The sequence below is a fragment of the Nocardia sp. CA-120079 genome (genome assembly GCF_050955745.1).
In the GTDB taxonomy this organism is placed as follows: Bacteria; Actinomycetota; Actinomycetes; order Mycobacteriales; family Mycobacteriaceae; genus Nocardia.
The window spans coordinates 951532-971966 of the sequence record NZ_CP192088.1 but is presented as its reverse complement, the minus strand read 5'-3'; the positions used below and the strand labels follow the sequence as shown (position 1 = coordinate 971966).

The following is a 20435-nucleotide window of genomic DNA, read 5'->3' as shown; positions in this document are numbered from 1 at the left end:
CTGGTTCAGCGCGAACGCGCGGCACGCACCGTGCGCGCGAAGGCATCGATCGCGAGCACGCCGGCCACCATGACCAGGAAAGCGGCGAGCACCAACCACGGAGCGCTGTAGCGGGTTGAATCGAAGCCGGGCACGTCCCCTGACGGCGCGAAGGTGGTGGTGATCAGCCCGTTGCGCCAACTCACCACCGCGAGAACCGCGCACCCCAGCGCGAGCGTTGATTCGACCAATGCCGCAAGCATCCGGTCACCGAGCGCAATCAAGCGCGTCAACGATCCGCTCCGTTCTCGCTGTTTTCGGTTTCCTCGGTCCGCGTAGGCAGGTCGGCATCGGTCCCGCCGAGCGCTTCGGTGAGCGCGGCCCGCAGTCCGCGGTGATCCTTCGCCCACGCCTGCACCAGTTCACCACCGACGAGCCGCAGCCCGATGCCCTTGCGCCGGCGTGGCACCCCGCCCAATTCGCCGAGCGAGCGCGCCGATTCCCAATCCTCATCATCCCAGGAGTCCTCGTCGTGCTCGGGCAGCACCGCAGCGATGGACGCCAGCGGCAAGGTCTCGGTGCCATCGCGCAGCGTGTCGGTGGTCAACTCGACGCTCACATGCCGCTGTCCGGCGATCACCTGCAGCACAACGAAACCCGCGATCAGCGCGGCACAGAAAATGAGCGCGAACCAGTGGACCTGATCAGCGGTCACCAATTCCAGAATCAACACGATCAGACACAGCAACGGCCCGTAGGCCACCGAACGCCAGCGCGCGCCCGGTTCGGCGAACAAAATGGTCGCGCCATCCGCGGAATCCGTCACACCATGCTCCCGGCCGCTGGCGACTGCTTGCAGGTCGCGCGAAAGGGCCAGTCGAGCACGGCGACGGGAATCGACACCCGGTCCCGGATCAGCCGACCGCGCCGGGCAGGATCAGCAGCGCGACGGTGACCAACGCGAACAGGATCAGCAGGCTCAGTACAAGCAGATCTCGTCGAATGCTCTGGGGCTGTTGGATCACCACTCGCATCGATGCCTCCGATCTCCCGGAGCCATCTGGTCGACGTACTTACAAAACGTAAGACAACGCGTAACAAATGACTTCCGGTTCCCATGTCCTCTGTGACAACCCTCACGATACATGCTGCCGATTTCTTGACAAACTCGCGGATGGCTCCAGCCTTCGTTCACCTGCGATTCATCTGGAAGTACGCGGTCGAGTCCGGACGGTGACTCAGGTACACCGCACCCGCCGCCAGCACGCCCTGCACGATCGCCGCCGCACCGGCCACCAGCGAGGCCGCTCCGGTCACCGCTTCCAGCGCGAACAGTGTGCCGACCGCGACCAGCACCAACCAGACGCCGACGGCGGTCAAAAGCGTCCGTGCCCATAGCTTTCCGCGCACGAACTGGTGCACGAACAGCAAGGCGAATGCGGCCAGCGCCAACCCGATCACCACAGCGACCACGAAGGCCAACGAGACCATCAACTCCGCATTGGCCATCGTGAAATTCGGATCGCCGACGTGCACCTGGTCGAACATCTTCTGCGCGAAATCCTTGCGCTGCTGAAAAGCCGCGACAACCGACCCGATCATCTGCAGAATGCCGAATCCGATTACGCCCCACCACAATTGCCGCGCCGTCCGAATATCCTCCGGCGGTTCCGGCCGCGGCGGCGGCCCGACAACGGGCCCACCCGGATACGCCCCGGGTGGATACATCTCAGGCGGATACGGCATCGGCCCATACACCCCGTGCGGAATCGGCCCGTGCGGATCCGCACCCGACGGATTCGCGCCTGTAGTACTCGAACCGAGCGGTTCCGCAGGTGCAAAACTATGACCGGCAGGATTCGGATCGATCCTCACGGACACCTCCGGCCCCTCTGCCCCCACGGGCGACTGAGCGTCCTGCGGCCCAGGCGACGCTCCCTGCGAAAATGGCGCGGGGGAATCCGGTCCCGGAGAATCCGACTCGTGCGGATTCGAACCGAGTGACTCGCGCTCCGGCGAATTCGGACCACTTGCCGCGGAGCCGGATAATTGCGATGTGGACGATTCCGGGCTCACCGGTTCCGACTCGACCGACTTCGGACTGCCGGACGCCGAACCCGGCGCCTCGGGTCTGGGCGGATTCGTCACGACAGCCAGTGCGCGGCCTCGGTCGCCCAGTAGGTGAGCACCATATCCGCGCCGGCCCGGCGGATGCCGATCAGCGATTCCAGGATGGCAGCGTGGCGGTCGATCCAGCCGCGCTGGGCGGCGGCGGTGATCATCGCGTATTCGCCCGAGATCTGATATGCGGCCACCGGTACCGTCGATTGGTCGGCGACATCGCGCAGGATGTCCAGATACGACATCGCCGGCTTGACCATCACGATGTCCGCGCCCTCGGCCAGATCCAGTTGCAGTTCCCGGATCGCCTCGCGACGGTTCGCCGGATCCTGCTGGTAACTGCGTCGATCCCCTTCCAGCGAGGAGGCGACCGCCTCGCGGAACGGACCGTAGAACGCCGAGGCGTACTTCGCGGCGTAGGCGAGGATGCCGGTATCGGTGCGCCCGACCGCGTCCAGGCCGCGCCGGATCGCGCCGACCTGACCGTCCATCATGCCGCTGGTACCGAGCAGATCCGCCCCGGCTTCGGCCTGCGCGAGCGCCATCTCCACATAGCGGTGCAGGGTGGCGTCGTTGTCGACGGCACCGTCCGCGGACAGCACGCCGCAGTGGCCGTGATCGGTGAATTCGTCGAGACAGGTATCGGCCATGACCACCGTCGAGTCGCCGACCTCGTCGGCGAGCGCGCGCAGACCCCGGTTGAGAATGCCATCGGGATCGCTGGCCTTGCTGCCGGTGGCGTCCTTGTCCTCGGGCCGCGGCACACCGAAGAGCATGAGCCCGCCCACGCCCGCGGTGACCGCCTCCACCGCCGCCTTGCGCAGCGAATCCATCGAATGCTGCAGCACGCCCGGCATGGAACTGATCTCGCGCGGCTCGTCCAGTCCGTCGGCGACGAACATCGGCAGCACCAATTGCCGTGGCTCGAGAGTTGTTTCAGCCACGAGACGACGCAGGGCGGGGGTACGGCGCAACCGCCGCGGGCGGTCCAATCCGGTCATAACCGCACGATACGCCCGGCCCGAATGCGAGTCACAAGCGGCGGGGTGCGCCGATGGATCAGCGCGCCGGGAAGCCCGGCGGCATCTGCATCTTTCCGCCGCCGAACGGATCGCCCCTCCTGTCGGCCCGACCGTTCGGCCGATCGGAGGGCACCAAGTCATCCGCGTTAAGGATGTCCCGAGGATTCGATAAGCCCGCCGCGCGACACTGCGGGCCACGCGGCGGTCGCCGGGGATTTACCGGCGCTCGAAGAGTGCGGTGCGAGGGGCGGATGATGGTGGGGACTAGCCGGGCTTGTTCCAGGAGTACGCGATGACCGAATTCGCGACGCCGCCGCGGCGACGCACCGATTGGGCGGGTCTGCGGAGACTGGCGCGTGGCGGGGATCCGGGCGTGATCGTGCAGTTGGCGCAGCGGTTATTCGAGGCGGGTGAGACGGCGGAGGCCGAGCAGTGGTTCCGCCGCGCCGCCGCCCGAGGCAGCGGACCGGCCATGGCCGGCCTCGGCGCATTACTCGCCGCCGATGGCCGGATCTCGGATGCGATTCGATGGCTGGAGTTCGCGATCGCGGCGGGTTGTCCGGGGGCGGATCAGCAATTGGGCACGCTGCATTTGGAGCGCGGAAATCTCGACGCCGCCGAGGTGTGGTTCCTGCCCGCGGCCGAGGACGGGCTGCCGGCGGCGCTGTGCAATATGGGTGTTGTCGCGAGTCGACGCGGTGTCGACAATGAGGCGCGGCATTGGTACGAGCGCGCGGTGCGCGCCGGAAGTCCAACGGCCATGCGCACTCTCGGCGTATATCTGGCGCGCGACGGTGAAATCGAAAGGGCGGTCACGCTGCTGACCGAGGCCATCCGGCGCGGTCGCCACGATGCTATGGCCGTGCTGGGCGCGATCTTCCTCGACCACGGCGACTGGGTCGAGGGCGAGCGGTGGTTGCGCCGCGGCGCCGAAGCAGGAGATGCCGATTCGATGTTCCAGCTCGCGCGATTCCTGCGAGAGCAACCTGTGCGGACGGACAATCTCGCGACAAAAGCCCAGGCGCACAGGGACGCCCGCTACTGGCTCGAGCGCGCCGCGATCCTGGGCCACCCTCGAGCGCTCGAACTCCTCCACGAACTCTGAGCGCACAAACCACCGACCCGGGCCCTCGGCCCACAGCCGCGCACCGCGACCCCAAGCCCTCGGCTCGAACTCGGTCACCGCCGACCGACTGAGCTCTCGCACACCTTCCGGGCCTCGCGCATAAGGACCCACCGCGCGACACACCGGGCCTTCCGACCGAAGGTGTGCGCCGGGGAGCGATTCGCCATAGCGTGCGAAATCCCTTGTGAGCGGGCGTTTTTGTCGGTGGGCAGTAGTAAAATCGAAGGCGTGTTCGAGGGAATCGCTCCGGTTCCCGATTGCGACGGGAGGACGCCACCGTGCCCAACACCGCACCGAAGTCGAAGGTCAGCGATCGCTTGCAGCTCGCTCGAAACAACACAGTTCGGCCCTATGTTCCACTGCAGAAGCGGCCGCTGCCCGCCGGGCGACCGCGCAAGTGGTACATCTCGCACAATCGACGACTCAAGGCGATGCGCCTGACCATCGCCCTGCTGGACTCCGGGATCTATCTGCCGAGCCAAGCCAGCAACGAAAGGATCCGGCGCACAGCCGAACTCATCGATATCCGCCCGCCGTCCGACACCACCTGCCGTTTGGTGCGGACCCTTATGCGCTACAGCCGCTGATCAACGGAGCTCGACGGTTGCGGCGGCTCCGGTTGCGCGGCGAGAGAGCCGGCGTCGGCGACTGCTTGCAGGTCGCTCGAAACAGCCTGCACTCTCGCCGCCCAACCGGGTAGGCCAACGGATATCTAGCGGCTGCGGCGGCTCTTCTTGCGCGGTGGGGGCAGCAGGCCCTCGGCGCGCAGGCGGGCCGCATGCTCGGCCAGCGCCTCGACCAGCGGACCGACCTGGGCGACCTCCGGCTGCACATCCACGCGCAGACCGAATTCGATGGCCGTCTCGGCGGTCTTCGGGCCGATGCACGCAACGATGGTGCGCGCGTGCGGCTTACCCGCGATACCGACCAGATTGCGGACCGTGGAAGACGAGGTGAACAGCACCGCGTCGAAGCCGCCGGTCTTGATCATCTCGCGGGTCTCGGCCGGCGGCGGCGAGGCGCGCACCGTACGGTAGGCGGTCACGTCATCGATTTCCCAGCCACGATCGCGCAGCCCCTCGGCCAGGGTTTCAGTGGCAATGTCCGCGCGCGGCAACAGGACTCGGTTCACCGGATCGAAAACGTCGTCGTAGGGCGGGAAGTCGGCGAGCAGGCCCTCGGACGACTGTTCACCGCTCGGCACCAGCTCCGGATTGATCCCGAACGAGCGCACCTTATCCGCGGTGGCCTCGCCGACGCAGGCGATCTTCACACCGGAGAAGGCCCGAGCGTCCAGACCGAATTCGGCGAACTTCTCCCAGACCGCACGCACCGCGTTGGTGGAGGTGAATACCACCCACTGATAGCGGCCGTCGACCAGCCCCTTGACCGCGCGCTCCATCTGCGCCGGACTGCGCGGCGGCTCGACCGCGATGGTCGGCACCTCCATCGGAATGGCGCCGTGGGTGACCAGCCGCTCGCTCATCTCGGATGCCTGCTCCTTGGTGCGCGGGACCAACACGGTCCAGCCGTACAGCGCCCGCGACTCCCACCACGACATCTTCGACCGCTGCGCGACCACCTTGCCGATGGTCACCACCAGCGGGCCGACCAGTTCGGAGGCCGCACTGTTGAGCGTGGCCAGGGTGGCCTCGATGGTGCGCTGCTGGCGGGTGGTGCCGCGCACCGTCACCGCGACCGGGGTCTGCGGCGCCATACCGTGTTCGACCAGCGCACTCGCGGTTTCGGCCAGATGACCCGAGGTCGCCGACAGCACCAGCGGGCCGGGCGCGGCGGCCAGTGCGGCCCAGTCGACCTCACCGCGCACATCGGCCTCGGTGTGCCCGGAACCGAGCGCGATACCGGCGAAACTCGGCACCGCGGAACCATTGGGCAGGCCCGGCAGCACCTCGAAGACCATATGCGAACGCGTCACCGCATTGACCTCGGCGATCACCGAATCGGTCGTCAGCGGATCACCCGCGACCACCCGGACCACGTCGTGGCCACCGCGGGCCTCGGCGATCAGCGTCTTGGCCACCTCGGCGGCGTCGCCGAGCGCGGGCCGCACGTCCACCGGACGTTCACCGTCCTCGCCCGGCTCGACCGCGATACCGATCAGGGCGAGCACGCCCTTGTCGACATCGGGATCGGTGAATGCCAATGTCGCCCGCCCCAGCACCTCGCGCGCACGCACTGTCAGCAGTGCCGCGTCGCCGGGCCCCGACCCGACAAACAGGATCCGTCCTGGATGCTTCTTGTGTGCTCGGCTCATGCCCGTACCTCGCTAGCGCTCGGCACGGACATCGCCGGGGGCACTGTGTTGTTGATGCGCTCGCTCATTGGCTGTTCTCCATTGGGCTGGAATTGTAAAAGTCAGTGGGCGGACTAACCGCTGCTTCCGGCGTGCTGAGCAACTCACGGGCGCCCAGATCGAGCAGTTCCCGGGCCAACTCGCGGCCGAGCTCCGCAGCGCGCTCGGGAGCGCCGACCACGGAGGCTCGCAATACATCGGAGCCGTCGACGGCCGCCGCGCAACCGCGCAGCGAGAGTTCGTCGACAATTCTGCCGTCATCGTCGAGCGATTCGACGACCTCGGCGATCGCGCCGATCGGCACGGTGCAACCGGCCTCCAGTTCGGCCAGCAGCGACCGTTCGGCAATGACGGACGCACGGGTCGCGGCGTCGTCTAGTTCGGTCAGCGCCTTGATGAGTTCGCTGTCATCGCTGCGGCATTCGACCGCCAACGCACCCTGTGCGGGCGCGGGCAACATCTGCACCGGCTCCAGCGCCTCGGTGACCACGTCGAGCCGGCCGATTCTGGCCAGTCCGGCCCTGGCCACCACGACCGCGTCCAACTCCCCCTCGCTGACCTTGCGCAGCCGGGTGTCGAGATTGCCACGCAGCGGCACGATGTCCAGCCCGAGTCCGAGGGCACGCAACTGCGCCGCGCGGCGCGGCGCGGAGGTGCCGACCTTGGCACCGGCGGGAAGTTCACCGAGCACCAGACCGTCGCGCGCCACCAGTGCGTCGCGCGGATCCTCGCGGGGCGGGATGGCGGCGATGGTGAAACGCGGATCCTGTGCGGTCGGCAGGTCCTTGTACGAATGCACCGCGATATCGATTTTGCCGGCGGCGAGTTCGTCACGCAGTGCCGAGGTGAAGACGCCGACACCGATCTGCTGCACCGGATCCGCGGACAGATCGCCCGCGGTCTTGACGACCACCAGCTCCGCATCGTGCCCGGCCGCGATCAGATTGTCGCGGATCGTGCCCGCCTGCGTGAGGGCGAGCAAACTGCCTCTGGTGCCGATCCGCCACGGCACGCGAATGCTGCCTGCGGTCACGTTTTCCTCTTCCTGCACAACTGTCATGACGTCTGCCCCTGTTCTTCGCCGCGGTGTCCGGCGGTGAAGTCGTCGGCCAGTGCGATCTCGCTGCCGCCGACGATCGCTTCCGGGTCGACCGCAACATCGCCGAAGAAGCGAATCGCCGTATGCTCGTCGCTGATCGAACTGAGTTCCATCGGAGCCGCGACCGCTTGCGCCGCACCGGGTTTGAGCTCGAACAGTTCCCGCAGCGCCTCGGCGTAGGTATCGCCACCCGGGGTGGAGGCCAACTGTTTAACGCGCACCGTCGGCGCGTGGAGCAACTTGTCCACCACGCGACGCACGGTGCGCGCCACCTCGTCACGTTCCGGATCGGCCAGTCCGGGCAGCCGGGAATCCAGCCGCAGCAATTCGGCCTCGACCACCTCGGCCGCGCGCTGCCGCAATGCGGCAACGGTCGGAGTGACCTCCGCCATGCGCTGGCCTGCAAGGTATTTCGCGAGTTCGTCGGCGACGATCGAGCGGGCGGCGGCGGTGTCGTCGGCGGCCGCACCGGCCGCCGGATCGCGCTGCAATGTCTCGATATCGATGACGGTGACACCGGGCAGTCCGGCTACCGCGTGTTCGACATCGCGCGGCAGACCGAGATCGCAGAACACCAACGGCCGTTCCACCTGGCTGGCGCGCTCGCGTTCGGCGAGTGCGCGGTGGGTATCGGCCAGCGTCACCACCGCGCCGACCGCGCCGGTACAGGTGATGACGACATCCGCGGCCGCCATCGCCTCGGTCAGGCGCGACAGTTCCATCGAATGAGCCTCGACACCGTGACTGCGCGCGGTCGCGGCGAGCCGCTTGGCCCGGGCCGACGTGCGATTCACCACGAGGATGCGGCCGATGCCCGCCCGCGACAGATGCGCCACCGCGAGCCCGCCCATCGCCCCGGCCCCGAGCACCACGGCGGTCTGCCCGGCGAGCGGGCCGAGCACATGCTGCGCACGATCCAGCGCCACCGAAACCACCGACGCGCCGGCCCGATCGATACCGGTCTCCGAATGCACCCGCTTGCCGACGCGCAGCGCGTGCTGCGCGAGTTCGTGCAGGGTCCGCCCGACCGCCTGCTGAGCGTCGGCGGAAGCGTAGGCGCCGCGGATCTGGCTGAGCACCTGCTGCTCGCCGATCACCATCGAATCCAGGCCGCTGGCCACCGCGAACAGGTGTTCGGCGGCGGCCTCGCTGTAGCGGACGTAGGCGTGCTTGGTCAGATCCGGCAGCGGGAGGCCGGAATGTTTGGTCAGCAAATCGCCGACTTCGGCGAGGCCGCCGTGGAAGGCGTCCACCACCGCGTAGACCTCGACGCGGTTGCAGGTGGAGACGATCATCGCCTCGGACACATGGCTGGAGGTGAGCATTCGATCGATCAGTTTCGGCCGGTCCGCGTCGGTGATCGCGACCTTCTCCAGAATCGAGACGGGCGCGCTGCGATGCGAAATCCCGACCAGAAGAATGCTCATGACTCCGCCTCGCAAGCGCTCGGCTGCGTCATGCGCATTGCGCGCCGGCGCATGATTCGTTCGCTGCGCTCACTCATGGTGTGACCACCGATCCCTTGCTGGATGGCTCCGTTGCCGAATGCGAGGACGTCGAGTGCTTGAGCGCCGGATGTCCGGCAGCAGTGTGCGCGGGCGCGCGGTGGGCGATGCGGCCGGAAACGGCGTGCGCGACCTCGGGCAGCGGCGGCGCATTGCGTGCGGTCTCGAACGACAGCATCTGCAACTCGACCGCCAGATCGACCCGGCGCACCTCCACCGTCTCCGGCGCGGTCAGCTCACATGGAGCAAAGCTCAGAATCGACTGCAGCCCGGAGGCGACCAGCAGATCGCAAACGTCCTGTGCCGCGTCGTCGGGCACGGTGATCACCGCGATGGTCGGCTTCAAGGCGTCGATGGCCGGGGCCAGATCCGCGACATCGCGCACCACCAGACCGGCGACCGACCGGCCGATCACCTCGGGGTGGCTGTCGAACATGCCGACCACGGTGAAACCGCGGCGCCGGAACCCGCCGTAGCCGACCAGTGCCCGGCCCAGATTTCCGGCGCCGACCAGTACCACCCGATGTCCCTGCGAGAGCCCGAGCACATCCTCGATCCTGGTGCGCAACTTGGCGACGTCATAGCCGACACCCCGAACACCGTTGGGGCCGAGGAAGGAAAGGTCCTTGCGCAACTTGGCCGAATTGACACCCGCCGCGACAGCCAGTTCCTCACTCGATACGATGGCAACACCGTCGTCGGCCAACATGGCCAGGACCCGGAGATATGTGGCCAGCCGCGCCACGGTGGCTTGGGGGATGTCCTTTTGCAGAGCCCTGCCGGAGACGCCACTCGGCGCCTCATGCTGCTCTGTCACGTCGTCGGCTCCTCGTTCCGGCCTCCGGCGAGGTCCGGTTCGTCGTTCGACCTCGTGCCCGGGGCGGTCCGGTGCCATGGTCGAAGTATTCGGAATGCTGGGTTCATTACGCGGTGGATCCGCAGCCTCGGCGAGCGGGTCGCGTGCCACCACCGTAACCGCTTGTGCAGCCCTTCACAAAGTCGGTGAATTTGGCCTCATTTTCCGCCGCGACCAGCAGCGCGGCGGAATCGGGCCGGATCAGCAATCGCTCAGCGAGTCAAGTCGGCCCGCAATCGGGGCTCGTCGACATCGAAATAGCTGTGCTCACGGCCGTCCAGAAGCACGACGGGAAGCCGGTCGCCGTACTCCGCGCGCAGGCCAGGGTCGGTTCCGGCGGCTTCGTCCACGTCGACGGTCGACGGCTCGATGTCGAAATCGGCGCAGATCGCCCGGAGTTGCTCCAACGCGATGACGCAGAGCCCGCAGCCCGATCTCGTCAGCAGCGTCACCGAATGTGTGGGATTGGTCATGGCCGATATTAAATCCCCTCGCCACGCCCCGATCGGAGCGCGCGGTAGTGCCTTAACTGTCACCGCGGCCAGCTAATGTGGTTGTGGTTCGCGCGACGGGCGGAGGTACTGGTGCCGGAACGATCGAAGGTGGCAAGGGCAGGTTTCATCGCGGGACGATTCGGTGAGTTTCCGGTGCGGTGGAATCAGGGCCGGCTCGGCCAGGGTCTGCAGGACCAGCTCGCGCGCATCTCTCGCAGCCCCTTCGGCCCGAGCGAGGAAGAGCTGCGGGCCAATCTGGCCGGTGAGGCCAGTGCCGAGGCGGCGCTGTCGCTGCACGATGCCGAACTCGCCGAAGCCGATATCGAGGCCATCGGGCCCGAGGTGCCGCGGGATCTGACCGCGGCCGCATTCTTCGATGTCGACAACACCATGGTGCAGGGTGCGTCGATCGTGCATTTCGCCCGCGGCTTGGCCGCGCGCAAATACTTCAAGACCTCCGATCTGGTGGACGTCGCCTGGAAGCAGGTGAAGTTCCGGGTCACCGGCAAGGAGAACAGCACCGATATGGCCGCAGGCCGGGAGAAGGCGCTGGCATTCATCGCGGGCCGCCCCACCGCCGAACTGGCCGCCCTCGGCGAGGAGATCTACGACGAGATCATCGCCGACAAGATCTGGCCCGGCACAAGGGCTTTGGCGCAGATGCACTTGGACGCCGGCCAGCAGGTATGGCTGGTGACCGCGACCCCGGTCGAGCTGGCGCAGGTGATCGCCAAGCGGCTCGGGCTCACCGGCGCGCTCGGCACCGTCGCCGAGAGCGTCGACGGAAAGTTCACCGGGCGATTGGTCGGCGACATCCTGCACGGACTCGGCAAGGCGCATGCGGTGCGCACGCTGGCGGTCCGAGAAGGCTTGAACCTCAAGCGTTGTACGGCCTACTCCGACAGCCACAACGATGTGCCGATGCTGTCACTGGTCGGCACCGCGGTGGCGATCAATCCGGATTCGGACCTACGCGAGGTGGCGAAGAATCGCGGCTGGGAGATCCGTGATTTCCGCACCGGACGCAAGGCAGCCAAGATCGGCGTGCCGACCGCGCTGGCACTCGGCGCCGCCGGCGGCGCGGTCGCCGCCGCGGTCACCCGGCGCCGCGAGCACTAGCCGGTGAACGGGTTGCGGCGCTTGGTGAGCAGTTTGTAGAGGGTCTGCTGAATGGTTTCGCGGACCTGATCGGTGACCTCGAACATGGTCATCGGATCGTCGGCGTCCTCGGCCTCGTAGCCGGTGGTCGCGATGGGCTCGCCGAATTCGATGTACCACTTCGACGGCAGCGGCAGCGCGCCGAGCGGACCCAGATGCGGGAACAGCGGCGTCACCGGGAAATACGGCACATTGAGCAGCCGGGCGAGCGGCTTGATATCGGCCAGCTTCGGATAGATCTCCTCCGAGCCGACGATCGAGCACGGGATGATCGGCGTGCCGGTGCGCACCGCCGCCGCGACGAATCCGCCGCGACCGAAGCGCTGCAGCTTGTAGCGGTCGGTGAACTGCTTGCCGACGCCCTTGAAGCCCTCCGGGAACACGCCGGTCAATTCGCCTGCACGCAAAAGCCTTTCGGCATCCGGATGGCAGGCCAGGGTGTGCCCGGCCTTGCGCGCGAGCACGCCGAGCACCGGCGTCTCGAAGAGGAGATCGGCGGCTAGCAGGCGTAGCGCGCGTTCCTTCGGATGCCGATCGTGGATCGCCAGTTGCAGCATCAGCCCGTCGAGCGGAATGGTGCCCGCATGGTTGGCGACGATCAGCGCACCGCCTGCTTCCGGAATGTTCTCGATCCCGTTGACCTGCACTCGGAACCAATAATCCGAGAGCGGGCGCAGCGCGGGCAGGATCAACGATTCGAGCAGATGCTCGTCGAAGCCGAATTCGTCGACCTGATAGTCGCCGGTGACCCGACGACGCAGGAAATCCGCGGTGGTGCGGATCTGCTTGCCGATGGCGCCGCGCAGCATGTCCGACACCGAATGCGGCGTCGGGGGTTCGGCGGCCGCGAGACGTTCGGTCAGCGACGTCACCACCTGGCTCGGCGCGACCTCGCCGGTCACCGGTTCCGGCCAGCGCCGCGGCGTGTTCCGCTGGCGCGTTTCGATATTCAGATCGTGGAGTTGGATGACTTTCGCTACGTCATTCATGTATGTGCTCCCGTAGCGGCCCCGAGCAGGCCGAGCAGTTTATGTTCTGCGGCATCGATCCACGCTGGATCGATGACGGGCCGCGACGCTGCGCCCCCGATGAAGTCGTCGAATGCCTGCACCGTCGTCCAGCGCGGGACGAAACCGAGTTCGGTGCGCATACGGGTGGTGTCGAGGCCACAGCCGAAGTGGAAATAGTCGATCTGCTCACTGGTGAAGTCCCGCATGATCGGGCCCATGATCGCGCGGCCCGCGGTACGGAAGACCGACCACGGGATCGGCAGCTCGATCCGGCCCGCACGCCGGATCGCCTGCGACAACACCAGTGCGCCGTCTCCCGCGATGTTGTAGGTGCCGCCGGGCGCCTGCCGTGCCGCGTGCGCCATCGCGGCGATGGCGTCCTCCTCGTGCAGCAACTGCAGCCTGGCATCGCGGCCGAGAACCGTCGGAGCGACGGGTGAACGCAGATACTGCACACCACGCCGGGCCAACCGCGGGCCGACAATGGGCGCCAAACGCAAAATCGAAGCGGCGATATCCGGACGCCGCCGCGCGAGTCCGCGGACGAATCCTTCGATTTCGATCATGTCGCGAGCAAACCAACCACTCGGTGGGGTTCGCGCGCTCATTTCTTCGGTGAATTTCGCGGGATCCTTCGCACTGCATCCGTAGATCGCGGAGGTCGAGCGCACCACCACGCGCCGCACCGAAGGCGATTTCTGACAGACCGCGAGCAGCTGCATGGCGCCGAGCACGTTGAGATCCTTCATCACCGCCCGGCCACCACCGGCCGGTGGATGCGTGAGCATCGCGGCGTGCACGACGGTATCGACCTCATTGCCGCCGATCACCTTGCGAATCAAGGGATTTCGAATATCGGCGCGAACGAATTCGGCGCGGCCCATGCGTCGTTGCAGTTCACGACTCGGGGTCATGGTGTCGACGGCCAGGATGTGTTCGACGGTCTGATCCTGGGCCAAACGCGCGACCACGTTGCCGCCGAAGAATCGGCTGGCACCGGTCACCATCACCACCTTGGGTGTATGTCCATCCCGTATTTCAGAACCCACCGCACCGGATCCCAACTGTGACAGCCCCCCAATTCCATTTGCTGCGGTACCAGAGTAACCGGTCGACTCCGATGCGCAGAGGGTATTAACCAGGATCTAACGATGACTTCAGTCACCCGATACATGGGCAACTTTCAAAATTCGCTGTTTCAAAAAGAAAGGCCCGCCACCAATCGGTGACGGGCCTCTCAGCTAACGCGCAGCAACTCACTTGCCGAGTTTGCGCCGCTGAACACGCGTGCGGCGAAGCAGCTTGCGGTGCTTCTTCTTCGACATGCGCTTGCGGCGCTTCTTGATCACAGAACCCATAGGGTTGTCCTCGCGTTCTCTCTACTCGGCGCGCACGCCAATCACGTACGCATATTTCAGCGTCCGCGCCGCCAGCTGGCACCGGACACCACAAAGCGGTGCCACCGGCAGGCGCACACGAACCGAGGGTTCATCCTACCGGGACACCGTCAAGCTGATGAAACCGCCTCATCCAGCGTCGAAGTAGGACGTCTCCAAATAGTCGTGCACCGCCTTGGCATGCACCCGGAACGAACGACCGACCCGTACGGCGGGCAACTCACCCGAATGCACCAGCCGATAGACCGTCATCTTGGACACTCGCATGAGATTCGCGACCTCGGCGACGGTGAGGAACTGAGTACCTCCGCCGAGCACCGATTGCGTCGGAGTTCCCGAACCGCCTTGGGTCCGGGAATTGGCCCGGCCACCCGATGGTCCGGAACTTCCTGGCGACGTCCCTGAACTATTTGCAGACATCTTGTTAGACATCATCGCACCACTGACCTCCGGCACGTCCGCGCCGCCGGCTTCCCCACCGGCGGAACAGACACGCACGTGCTCCTTGAAGCTTAGCGGGACCAGTGGGATTACTGCGACGGGTGTGAGAAATCAGGTTTACACGCACGGAACCGACCGGTCACCCCGTAGACGTTCGGTGTTTGATCAACTCCCACCCGAGACAGCTCAGGAAGCGCTGCCGCCCGCACCGTCGTTGACACCCTGTTCGGCGGATCGTTGCTTCGCCGCGTGCAATGCCTCGAGGAAGGCCGAACGCACCCCGCCACGCTCCAATTCACGCACCGCGGCGGCGGTCGTGCCCGCCGGCGAGGTCACTGCGGCGCGCAGCTCGGCAGCGGTCTGTCCGGAGCTCTCGAGCAGGGCGGCCGAGCCGAGCATGGTCTGCACCACGAGTTCGGTGGCGACGTCGTGAGTCAGGCCGAGCCCGACACCGGCATCGACCATGGCCTCGACCACCAGGAAGAAGTACGCGGGTCCGGAACCCGAAACCGCGGTCACCGCATCCATCTGCGCCTCGGTCACGGTCGCCACCTTGCCGACCGCGGCGAGCAGCTCGGTCACCTGGGCCAGCTGTTCCGGCCGGGCGTAACGGCCCGGCGCGAGCACGCTCATACCCTGGCCGACCAGCATCGGGGTATTCGGCATCACCCGGACCACCGGGAAACCGGCGGGCAGCTTGTTCTCCAGGCGCGCCGTCGGCACACCCGCCGCCAGCGACACCAGGATCTGATCCCGATCGGCATCGAGTTCAGCCTTGCCGAGCTGGGTCAGGACCGTATCCACATCCCCCGGCTTGACCGCGATGACCAGGACATCCGCACCTACGATCGCGTCCGCGATCGAATCGGTGATCCGTACGCCGAAACGGTCGCCGATGAGTTCGGCCCGATCGGTATGCGTCTCGACGACGACCAGATCCTTCGCCGCCCGTCCGGATTCGAGCAATCCGGCGATCAACGCCTCCCCAATGCGACCGCCACCGATCACCGCAACTCTCGTCATGGGCCTTAAGGCTAGTCGCGCGACCATATCGGCTCGGCGCTGGGGAAGAGCCAGGGTCCTATCGCCGCTGTGGCACCAGCGCGAGCTGACGGCTCTGCGCGACGACCGCACCGGTGGAGTCGAGAATCAGCTGGTCCTCGTCGAACATGCGCTCGCCGATCTCGTGGCTGGTCGCGATGATCCGCAACCAACCCGGGGCCGGGCGGCGGCGCAGGTAGGTCGTCATCTGAACGGTCGGGGCCCAACCGGTCTGGCCGAGGTTCGCCGGAACCGGCGGGCTCATATCGGCGGACATGATCGCGAAGTACATGGCGATATCCGGGTCCCGCTGGTCACCTTCGAACGGGCGCATCCAAAGACGCAGGCGCGGTTCACCTTTCGCACCGTCGAGGAATCGGGCCCACTCCCGATCGATGAATAGTTCGGCGCCGCGCGCCACATGGACGACCTTGCCCATCGACGAATCCCGGTAACCGACGGCATCGGCGGGCGGTTCGATCGGCATTTCAGCATGCCGCTGTGCGTAGATCGGGTCGGCGTCATCGAGATGACCGAAGGTGAACGCGGTGCGCACCAGCGTGCGCCCGCTCTGGATCAGGTCCACATCGACCAGGCAGATCTGGCGACCGACCTTGCGGATGTGCACCTCGTACTCGACCTCGCCGGGCTCCGGTGCACCGAGGAAATCGGAGCTCGCCGCGATGGGCGCCATGGCCACCAGGGCCGGATCGGAGGCACGCAGCCAGCGGGTGGCCGCGGCGGCGCTGGTCGCGACCATGGTGCCGCCGTGCACCTTCGGCCCGATGGTCCAGATTTTGTCGATGATGCCCAGGTAGCGGCCGGTATCTGGATTGGCCGACAGCAGTTCGGTCAGTGTGCACACCCGGCTGAAGGGTGCGTCCGTCGTGATGGCCTGCGCGAGTTCGGCGGTCAGCTCCGGCATCGTCACTCCTGTCGTCGGTCGGCCGCGTCGGCGGGACGCAGCGTTCGTACAGCGTAGAACGAAGCGATTCGGGGTCGGAATTCCCCTCTGCCGACAGATCGGTGCGGCGTCACACCTGATTGGCGTGCGTCGGGGCCGGAGCGGGCGCGTTGAGGTGTGCTCTGGCGAAGTCCAGCGTGCGGTTCAGCATGCTCGTGCGGCCCTGGGTGGTACGAGCATTCTGGGTATTGATCTCGGCGACCGCGTGACCGGCGAAACCGGAGCGCAGCAGTGCCGCGCAGAGCTCGACACACGGCTGGGTGCCCTCGCCCGGCACCAGATGCTCGTCGTGCGCCGCACCGCGGCCGTCGGCGAGATGCAGGTGCGCGAGCCCGGTGCCCATCCGCGCGGCCAGCGCCAGCGGATCGGCGCCCGCGGTCGCGGTATGCGAGATATCGAGGGTGTAGTGCCGGAATCCGGTATCGGTCGGATCGTAGGACGGGCTGAAGGCGGTCACGCCGGGACCGGGACCGCCGCGGCGCTCCAGCCGCTTCGCCGACCCGGTTTTGCGGCCGAAGAGGGTGTCCGCGCGCATGGGGAACATATTCTCCACCGCGACGATGACGTGGCTGTGCTCCTCCAGCTCGGCCACCTGATCGGCGAAGCCCTGCGCATACCTGCGCTGCCAGCGGAACGGCGGATGCACCACCACGGTGCCCGCGCCGAGCGCCTCGGCCGTGCGCACACTGCGCTCGAGTTTGGCCACCGGATCCGAGCCCCAGACCCGCTGCGAGATCAGCAGGCACGGTGCGTGGATCGCCAGTACCGGCACACCGTATTTGCGCGAGTAGGCCTGGACGGCGGCGATGCTCTGGCTGGCCGGCTCGGCCCAGACCATCAATTCGATGCCGTCGTAACCGATTTCGGCCGCGTATCGGAAGGCCGCCTCGGTGTTCTGCGGATAGACCGAGGCCGTCGAGAGGCCGACGAGGATCTGCTGAGCGCCGAATCCGCCGGCCGCTTCGACCGGCGAATCGGATTCGGTACGCATGTCGGGATCGGGAGCGCGCCCACTGGCCACGCTCGCCGTTCTGGTGTCGTCCGCCTGCCCGATGTTCCCCACAGCCTGCTCCCTGCTCAGTTCGTACTGAGTAGAAAGGCTAGCGGTCCCAGGGTGACGAAGATGCCGACGACGACGGCTATCACCGTGCTGAGGATGTCATCGGTGCGCCGCAGTATTCGCACCAGCGCCACCAGGCCCAGGATCACGATCATCGCCAGGCACAGCGCCACCCAGGGCAGCATTTCCCACATGCGCTCGAAGCCCTTGAAGAGCAACATTCCGGCGACCGCGGCACCGGTGCTCTGACCACCGAGAATCATCCACTGGCGGCGATTCGCGTCGTACTCCGACTTGCGCGCGACCCGCGAGCGAGCACGTCTCGGGGACAGGCGGGAGGCGAACGAATGATCCGAATCGACATCGTCGTCATCGAAATCCTCGTCGTCGTCGAGGACATCACCGGTCGGGAACGGTTCGTACACATCGGTCAGACCGTCGTACACATCCGGCTCGGCGGGCTGCGATCGGCCACGTCGCCCACGCCCGTTGCGTTCGGCGGCGCGCCCGTTCGCCCGCTCGGCCTCGGCACGTTCGACCTCGTCGCGCAGCAGGTCGCCCGCCACGGTCTGACCGGAGACGAGCTGCTGATCCTGACTGGCCAGCGACCACGCGGCGGTGGGGATGCTCTCGGATTCGGGCGCGTTGCCCTTGGGCGGCACATGTCTGCGCACCGACCAGGCGGGCAGACCGCCGTCGGCCGGACCGTCCAGTCGTGCGGATCTTCGCTGATCCAGCGGCTCGGGATGGGCGCCGCGCGCCGGACCGTCCGGCCGCGGGGGCATCGGCAGCGGCGCGGATTCCGGTGCGAAGCCACTGGTGGACGGCGACCACGGCGCGGTCGAGGGTCCGGCGTTGTTGGCCTCGGCCTCGGCCTCCGCCGCACGTCGCCGGGCGGCCCGGCCGCCGGATCTCGATCCGTTCGGCGGGCTTTCGGGCGGCGCGCCGATGCCGCGGCCGAGATCGCGCAGCGGCCGTACGTCGGTGGTCTCTTCCTCCGGTTCGGCATGCCGACGTCTGCGGCCGGTGCGTCCGGAGCCGACCGCGCCGTCTGCAAGCGGGTCCCGCGCATACGGATCCGGTGCCGGGGTGTAGGGATCGGGCGCTGGGGCGTACAGATCCGAGATCGGCGCGGAGAGCGGATCCGCGGGTGCGGAATGCCGCGATGAATCCGCGCCCGGCATTTCCCGCCCCGGCATGATCCGGCTCGAATATCCCGGCGCGGGCAGCGGATCGGCGGGCGCCTCCGGAGCGGCGTACGCCGAAAGCGGGTCGTACCGGGTGATCGGCCCCGACATCGGCGAGTAGTTGGGTGATTCGGGTGCGGCGTACGGCGCCGGATCCGGCGCGGCGTACGAAGTGGGTTCCGGCGCAGGCGTTTCGAAACCGGACCCCGCGTACCCGCCGGACTGGAAACCGGAGGGTTGGTAACCCGAGGCGTCGTACCCGTTGGATTCGTACGACGGCGGTTCGTACGCCGGTTCGTCGTCCTCGGGTGCGGCGTGCGCCGAATGGCCACCGCCGCCCGACGGAATGGCAGGCAGATCACCGGTCAGCTCGGCAACCGAGATGCCGCGGCCACTGCGCCGCCGCCGGCCGCCACCACCGGGCGATGCCGCGCCCTGCTGGCCGTTTCGTGCCAGCAGCTCGGCAACCGATAGCTGCTTGGAATCCTCACTCATGACGACACCGTTTCGATCGGGCCCGATAGACCGCCGCCGGGCACCGGCTTACCGCTCGTTTCCACAACGGCACCCGGCAATGCCGTAGCCCTCGGTCCGCCGTTCATATCGGTATCCAGTTTGCGCAGGATCAGCCCCTCGCGCAGTGCCCACGGACAAATCTCGAGGGTGTCCAGCGATAGTGCCCGCATACTCGCCTCCGCGACCAATGCGCCAGCCACCAATTGCTGTGACCGATCGGAACTTACGCCTTCCAATTCTGCACGGTCGGCCGCCGTCATTCTCGAGATGAAGGCAATCAGTTGGCGCAGACCTGAGCTGGTGAGTGTACGGCGCACCCGCAGCCCGGCCGAAGAGGGTGCCGCTCCGGTCAACCGGGCAAGCGACCGAAACGTCTTCGATGTGCCGACCGCGAGATCCGGTTTCCCCACGTCCAGCAGTTGTTTCGCGGGTGCGACGAGTTCCGCGTCGAGCCAATCGCGCAGCACCGCGACGCGGCGTTTGCCCGGTGGATCCTCGCGCAGCCATTCTCTGGTCAATCTTCCGGCGCCGAGTTGCAGCGAGACCGCGAGATCGGGTTCCTCATCGCCGCCGTTGGTCATTTCCAGCGAGCCGCCGCCGATGTCGAGATTGAGGATCCGGCCCGCGCTCCAGCCGTACCACCGGCGCACGGCGAGGAAGGTCAGCCGGGCCTCGTCGACACCGGCGAGCACCTGCAGTTCGACGCCGGTTTCGGCGCGGACCCTGGCGAGTACCTCATCGGAGTTCGCGGCCTCACGCAGCGCGGAAGTCGCGAACGGCATCAGCTCGACGCAGCGGGAAGTCTCGGCGATGCTGGCGAATTCGGCGACCGTCGCGATCAGACGTTCGGCCCCCTGGACGGTGATGCAGCCCTCGGAGTCCATGTTCTCCGATAGCCGGAGAGTGGCCTTTGTCGAGCTCATCGGCATCGGGTGACCACCGCGATGGGCGTCCACCACAAGCAGGTGGACGGTATTGCTTCCGACATCGAGTACCCCAAGCCGCACATGAATACGGTACTGGGTGAACCGGCCCTTTAGCCCAGGCGACTGAACTGTTAGCGTCCTGAGGTGTGACGGTAGGCGCAGCAGTGAGTGAGCGCAGCGAACGAACCAGCAGGCACAGCGCGGCGCCGCGCACGACGG

21 protein-coding genes are annotated in these 20435 nt (G+C 67.0%); 3 read left to right on the top strand and 18 right to left on the bottom strand.

Going from position 1 to position 20435, the window contains the following annotated elements:
* Positions 1 to 5 precede the first annotated feature (5 nt).
* The 4 genes from ACQPYR_RS04660 to hemB all read right to left on the bottom strand — a co-directional run bounded on the left by ACQPYR_RS04660 (position 6) and on the right by hemB (position 3101).
* Positions 6 to 272, bottom strand: a complete 267-nt coding sequence (locus ACQPYR_RS04660; protein WP_433601143.1) for a hypothetical protein — start codon at positions 270 to 272, stop codon at positions 6 to 8.
* Complete coding sequence (locus ACQPYR_RS04655; RefSeq protein ID WP_433628022.1) at positions 269 to 805, bottom strand: hypothetical protein; 537 nt, start codon at positions 803 to 805, stop codon at positions 269 to 271. Before ACQPYR_RS04655 ends, ACQPYR_RS04660 begins: the two co-directional genes overlap by 4 nt.
* Positions 806 to 1170: 365 nt before the next feature.
* On the bottom strand, positions 1171 to 1707 hold the full coding sequence (locus ACQPYR_RS04650; RefSeq protein ID WP_433628019.1) for a hypothetical protein: 537 nt from the start codon (positions 1705 to 1707) through the stop codon (positions 1171 to 1173).
* Positions 1708 to 2123: 416 nt separating this feature from the next.
* The gene (gene hemB / locus ACQPYR_RS04645) at positions 2124 to 3101 is read right to left on the bottom strand and encodes a porphobilinogen synthase (protein WP_433628017.1); all 978 of its coding nucleotides are present in this window, start codon (positions 3099 to 3101) and stop codon (positions 2124 to 2126) included.
* A gap of 313 nt (positions 3102 to 3414) precedes the next feature.
* Between hemB and ACQPYR_RS04640 the strand changes: the two genes are divergently transcribed.
* Both ACQPYR_RS04640 and ACQPYR_RS04635 read left to right on the top strand, forming a co-directional pair.
* Positions 3415 to 4227 carry a tetratricopeptide repeat protein gene (locus ACQPYR_RS04640; RefSeq protein ID WP_433628016.1) on the top strand — a complete coding sequence of 271 codons (813 nt, stop codon included), beginning with the start codon at positions 3415 to 3417 and terminating at the stop codon, positions 4225 to 4227.
* A gap of 299 nt (positions 4228 to 4526) precedes the next feature.
* Positions 4527 to 4835, top strand: a complete 309-nt coding sequence (locus ACQPYR_RS04635; protein WP_433628014.1) for a hypothetical protein — start codon at positions 4527 to 4529, stop codon at positions 4833 to 4835.
* A 125-nt stretch (positions 4836 to 4960) separates the two neighbouring features.
* On the opposite strand, the gene ACQPYR_RS04630 is transcribed toward ACQPYR_RS04635, so the two are convergent.
* The 5 genes from ACQPYR_RS04630 to ACQPYR_RS04610 form a co-directional block, all read right to left on the bottom strand.
* Complete coding sequence (locus ACQPYR_RS04630; protein WP_433628012.1) at positions 4961 to 6523, bottom strand: uroporphyrinogen-III synthase; 1563 nt, start codon at positions 6521 to 6523, stop codon at positions 4961 to 4963.
* A gap of 64 nt (positions 6524 to 6587) precedes the next feature.
* Positions 6588 to 7622, bottom strand: a complete 1035-nt coding sequence (gene hemC / locus ACQPYR_RS04625; RefSeq protein ID WP_433628010.1) for a hydroxymethylbilane synthase — start codon at positions 7620 to 7622, stop codon at positions 6588 to 6590.
* A complete protein-coding gene (locus ACQPYR_RS04620) occupies positions 7619 to 9088 on the bottom strand; it encodes a glutamyl-tRNA reductase (protein ID WP_433628008.1) in 1470 nt (489 codons plus the stop codon). Before ACQPYR_RS04620 ends, hemC begins: the two co-directional genes overlap by 4 nt.
* A gap of 73 nt (positions 9089 to 9161) precedes the next feature.
* Positions 9162 to 9983 carry a redox-sensing transcriptional repressor Rex gene (locus ACQPYR_RS04615; protein ID WP_063045358.1) on the bottom strand — a complete coding sequence of 274 codons (822 nt, stop codon included), beginning with the start codon at positions 9981 to 9983 and terminating at the stop codon, positions 9162 to 9164.
* A 251-nt stretch (positions 9984 to 10234) separates the two neighbouring features.
* The gene (locus ACQPYR_RS04610; RefSeq protein ID WP_433628005.1) at positions 10235 to 10495 is read right to left on the bottom strand and encodes a glutaredoxin family protein; all 261 of its coding nucleotides are present in this window, start codon (positions 10493 to 10495) and stop codon (positions 10235 to 10237) included.
* 129 nt (positions 10496 to 10624) lie between these two features.
* Here ACQPYR_RS04610 and ACQPYR_RS04605 point away from each other — a divergent pair, with 129 nt between their 5' ends.
* Positions 10625 to 11635, top strand: coding sequence for an HAD family hydrolase (locus tag ACQPYR_RS04605; RefSeq protein ID WP_157124690.1), 1011 nt, complete (start codon positions 10625 to 10627; stop codon positions 11633 to 11635).
* Here ACQPYR_RS04605 and ACQPYR_RS04600 read toward each other — a convergent pair.
* The 9 genes from ACQPYR_RS04600 to ACQPYR_RS04560 form a co-directional block, all read right to left on the bottom strand.
* Entirely contained in the window at positions 11632 to 12663 is a 1032-nt protein-coding gene (locus ACQPYR_RS04600) for a lysophospholipid acyltransferase family protein (protein WP_433628002.1), read from the bottom strand. The two genes, ACQPYR_RS04605 and ACQPYR_RS04600, sit on opposite strands and share 4 nt — an antisense overlap.
* On the bottom strand, positions 12660 to 13691 hold the full coding sequence (locus tag ACQPYR_RS04595; RefSeq protein ID WP_433635010.1) for an NAD-dependent epimerase/dehydratase family protein: 1032 nt from the start codon (positions 13689 to 13691) through the stop codon (positions 12660 to 12662). The genes ACQPYR_RS04600 and ACQPYR_RS04595 overlap by 4 nt, the downstream gene beginning before the upstream one ends.
* A 249-nt stretch (positions 13692 to 13940) precedes the next feature.
* Positions 13941 to 14042, bottom strand: coding sequence for a 30S ribosomal protein bS22 (locus tag ACQPYR_RS04590; RefSeq protein WP_003402602.1), 102 nt, complete (start codon positions 14040 to 14042; stop codon positions 13941 to 13943).
* Positions 14043 to 14210: 168 nt separating this feature from the next.
* Positions 14211 to 14501, bottom strand: a complete 291-nt coding sequence (locus tag ACQPYR_RS04585; RefSeq protein WP_245721189.1) for a helix-turn-helix domain-containing protein — start codon at positions 14499 to 14501, stop codon at positions 14211 to 14213.
* 207 nt (positions 14502 to 14708) lie between these two features.
* Complete coding sequence (gene proC, locus ACQPYR_RS04580; protein WP_433627999.1) at positions 14709 to 15545, bottom strand: pyrroline-5-carboxylate reductase; 837 nt, start codon at positions 15543 to 15545, stop codon at positions 14709 to 14711.
* 58 nt (positions 15546 to 15603) lie between these two features.
* Positions 15604 to 16488 carry a thioesterase family protein gene (locus tag ACQPYR_RS04575; RefSeq protein ID WP_433627997.1) on the bottom strand — a complete coding sequence of 295 codons (885 nt, stop codon included), beginning with the start codon at positions 16486 to 16488 and terminating at the stop codon, positions 15604 to 15606.
* Positions 16489 to 16597: 109 nt separating this feature from the next.
* Positions 16598 to 17518: a sugar phosphate isomerase/epimerase family protein gene (locus ACQPYR_RS04570; RefSeq protein ID WP_433635009.1), complete on the bottom strand. Its 921-nt coding sequence runs from the start codon at positions 17516 to 17518 to the stop codon at positions 16598 to 16600.
* A gap of 86 nt (positions 17519 to 17604) precedes the next feature.
* Entirely contained in the window at positions 17605 to 19269 is a 1665-nt protein-coding gene (locus ACQPYR_RS04565) for a hypothetical protein (protein ID WP_433627994.1), read from the bottom strand.
* Positions 19266 to 20297: a hypothetical protein gene (locus ACQPYR_RS04560; RefSeq protein ID WP_433627992.1), complete on the bottom strand. Its 1032-nt coding sequence runs from the start codon at positions 20295 to 20297 to the stop codon at positions 19266 to 19268. The genes ACQPYR_RS04565 and ACQPYR_RS04560 overlap by 4 nt, the downstream gene beginning before the upstream one ends.
* Between the last annotated feature and the right edge of the window lie 138 nt (positions 20298 to 20435).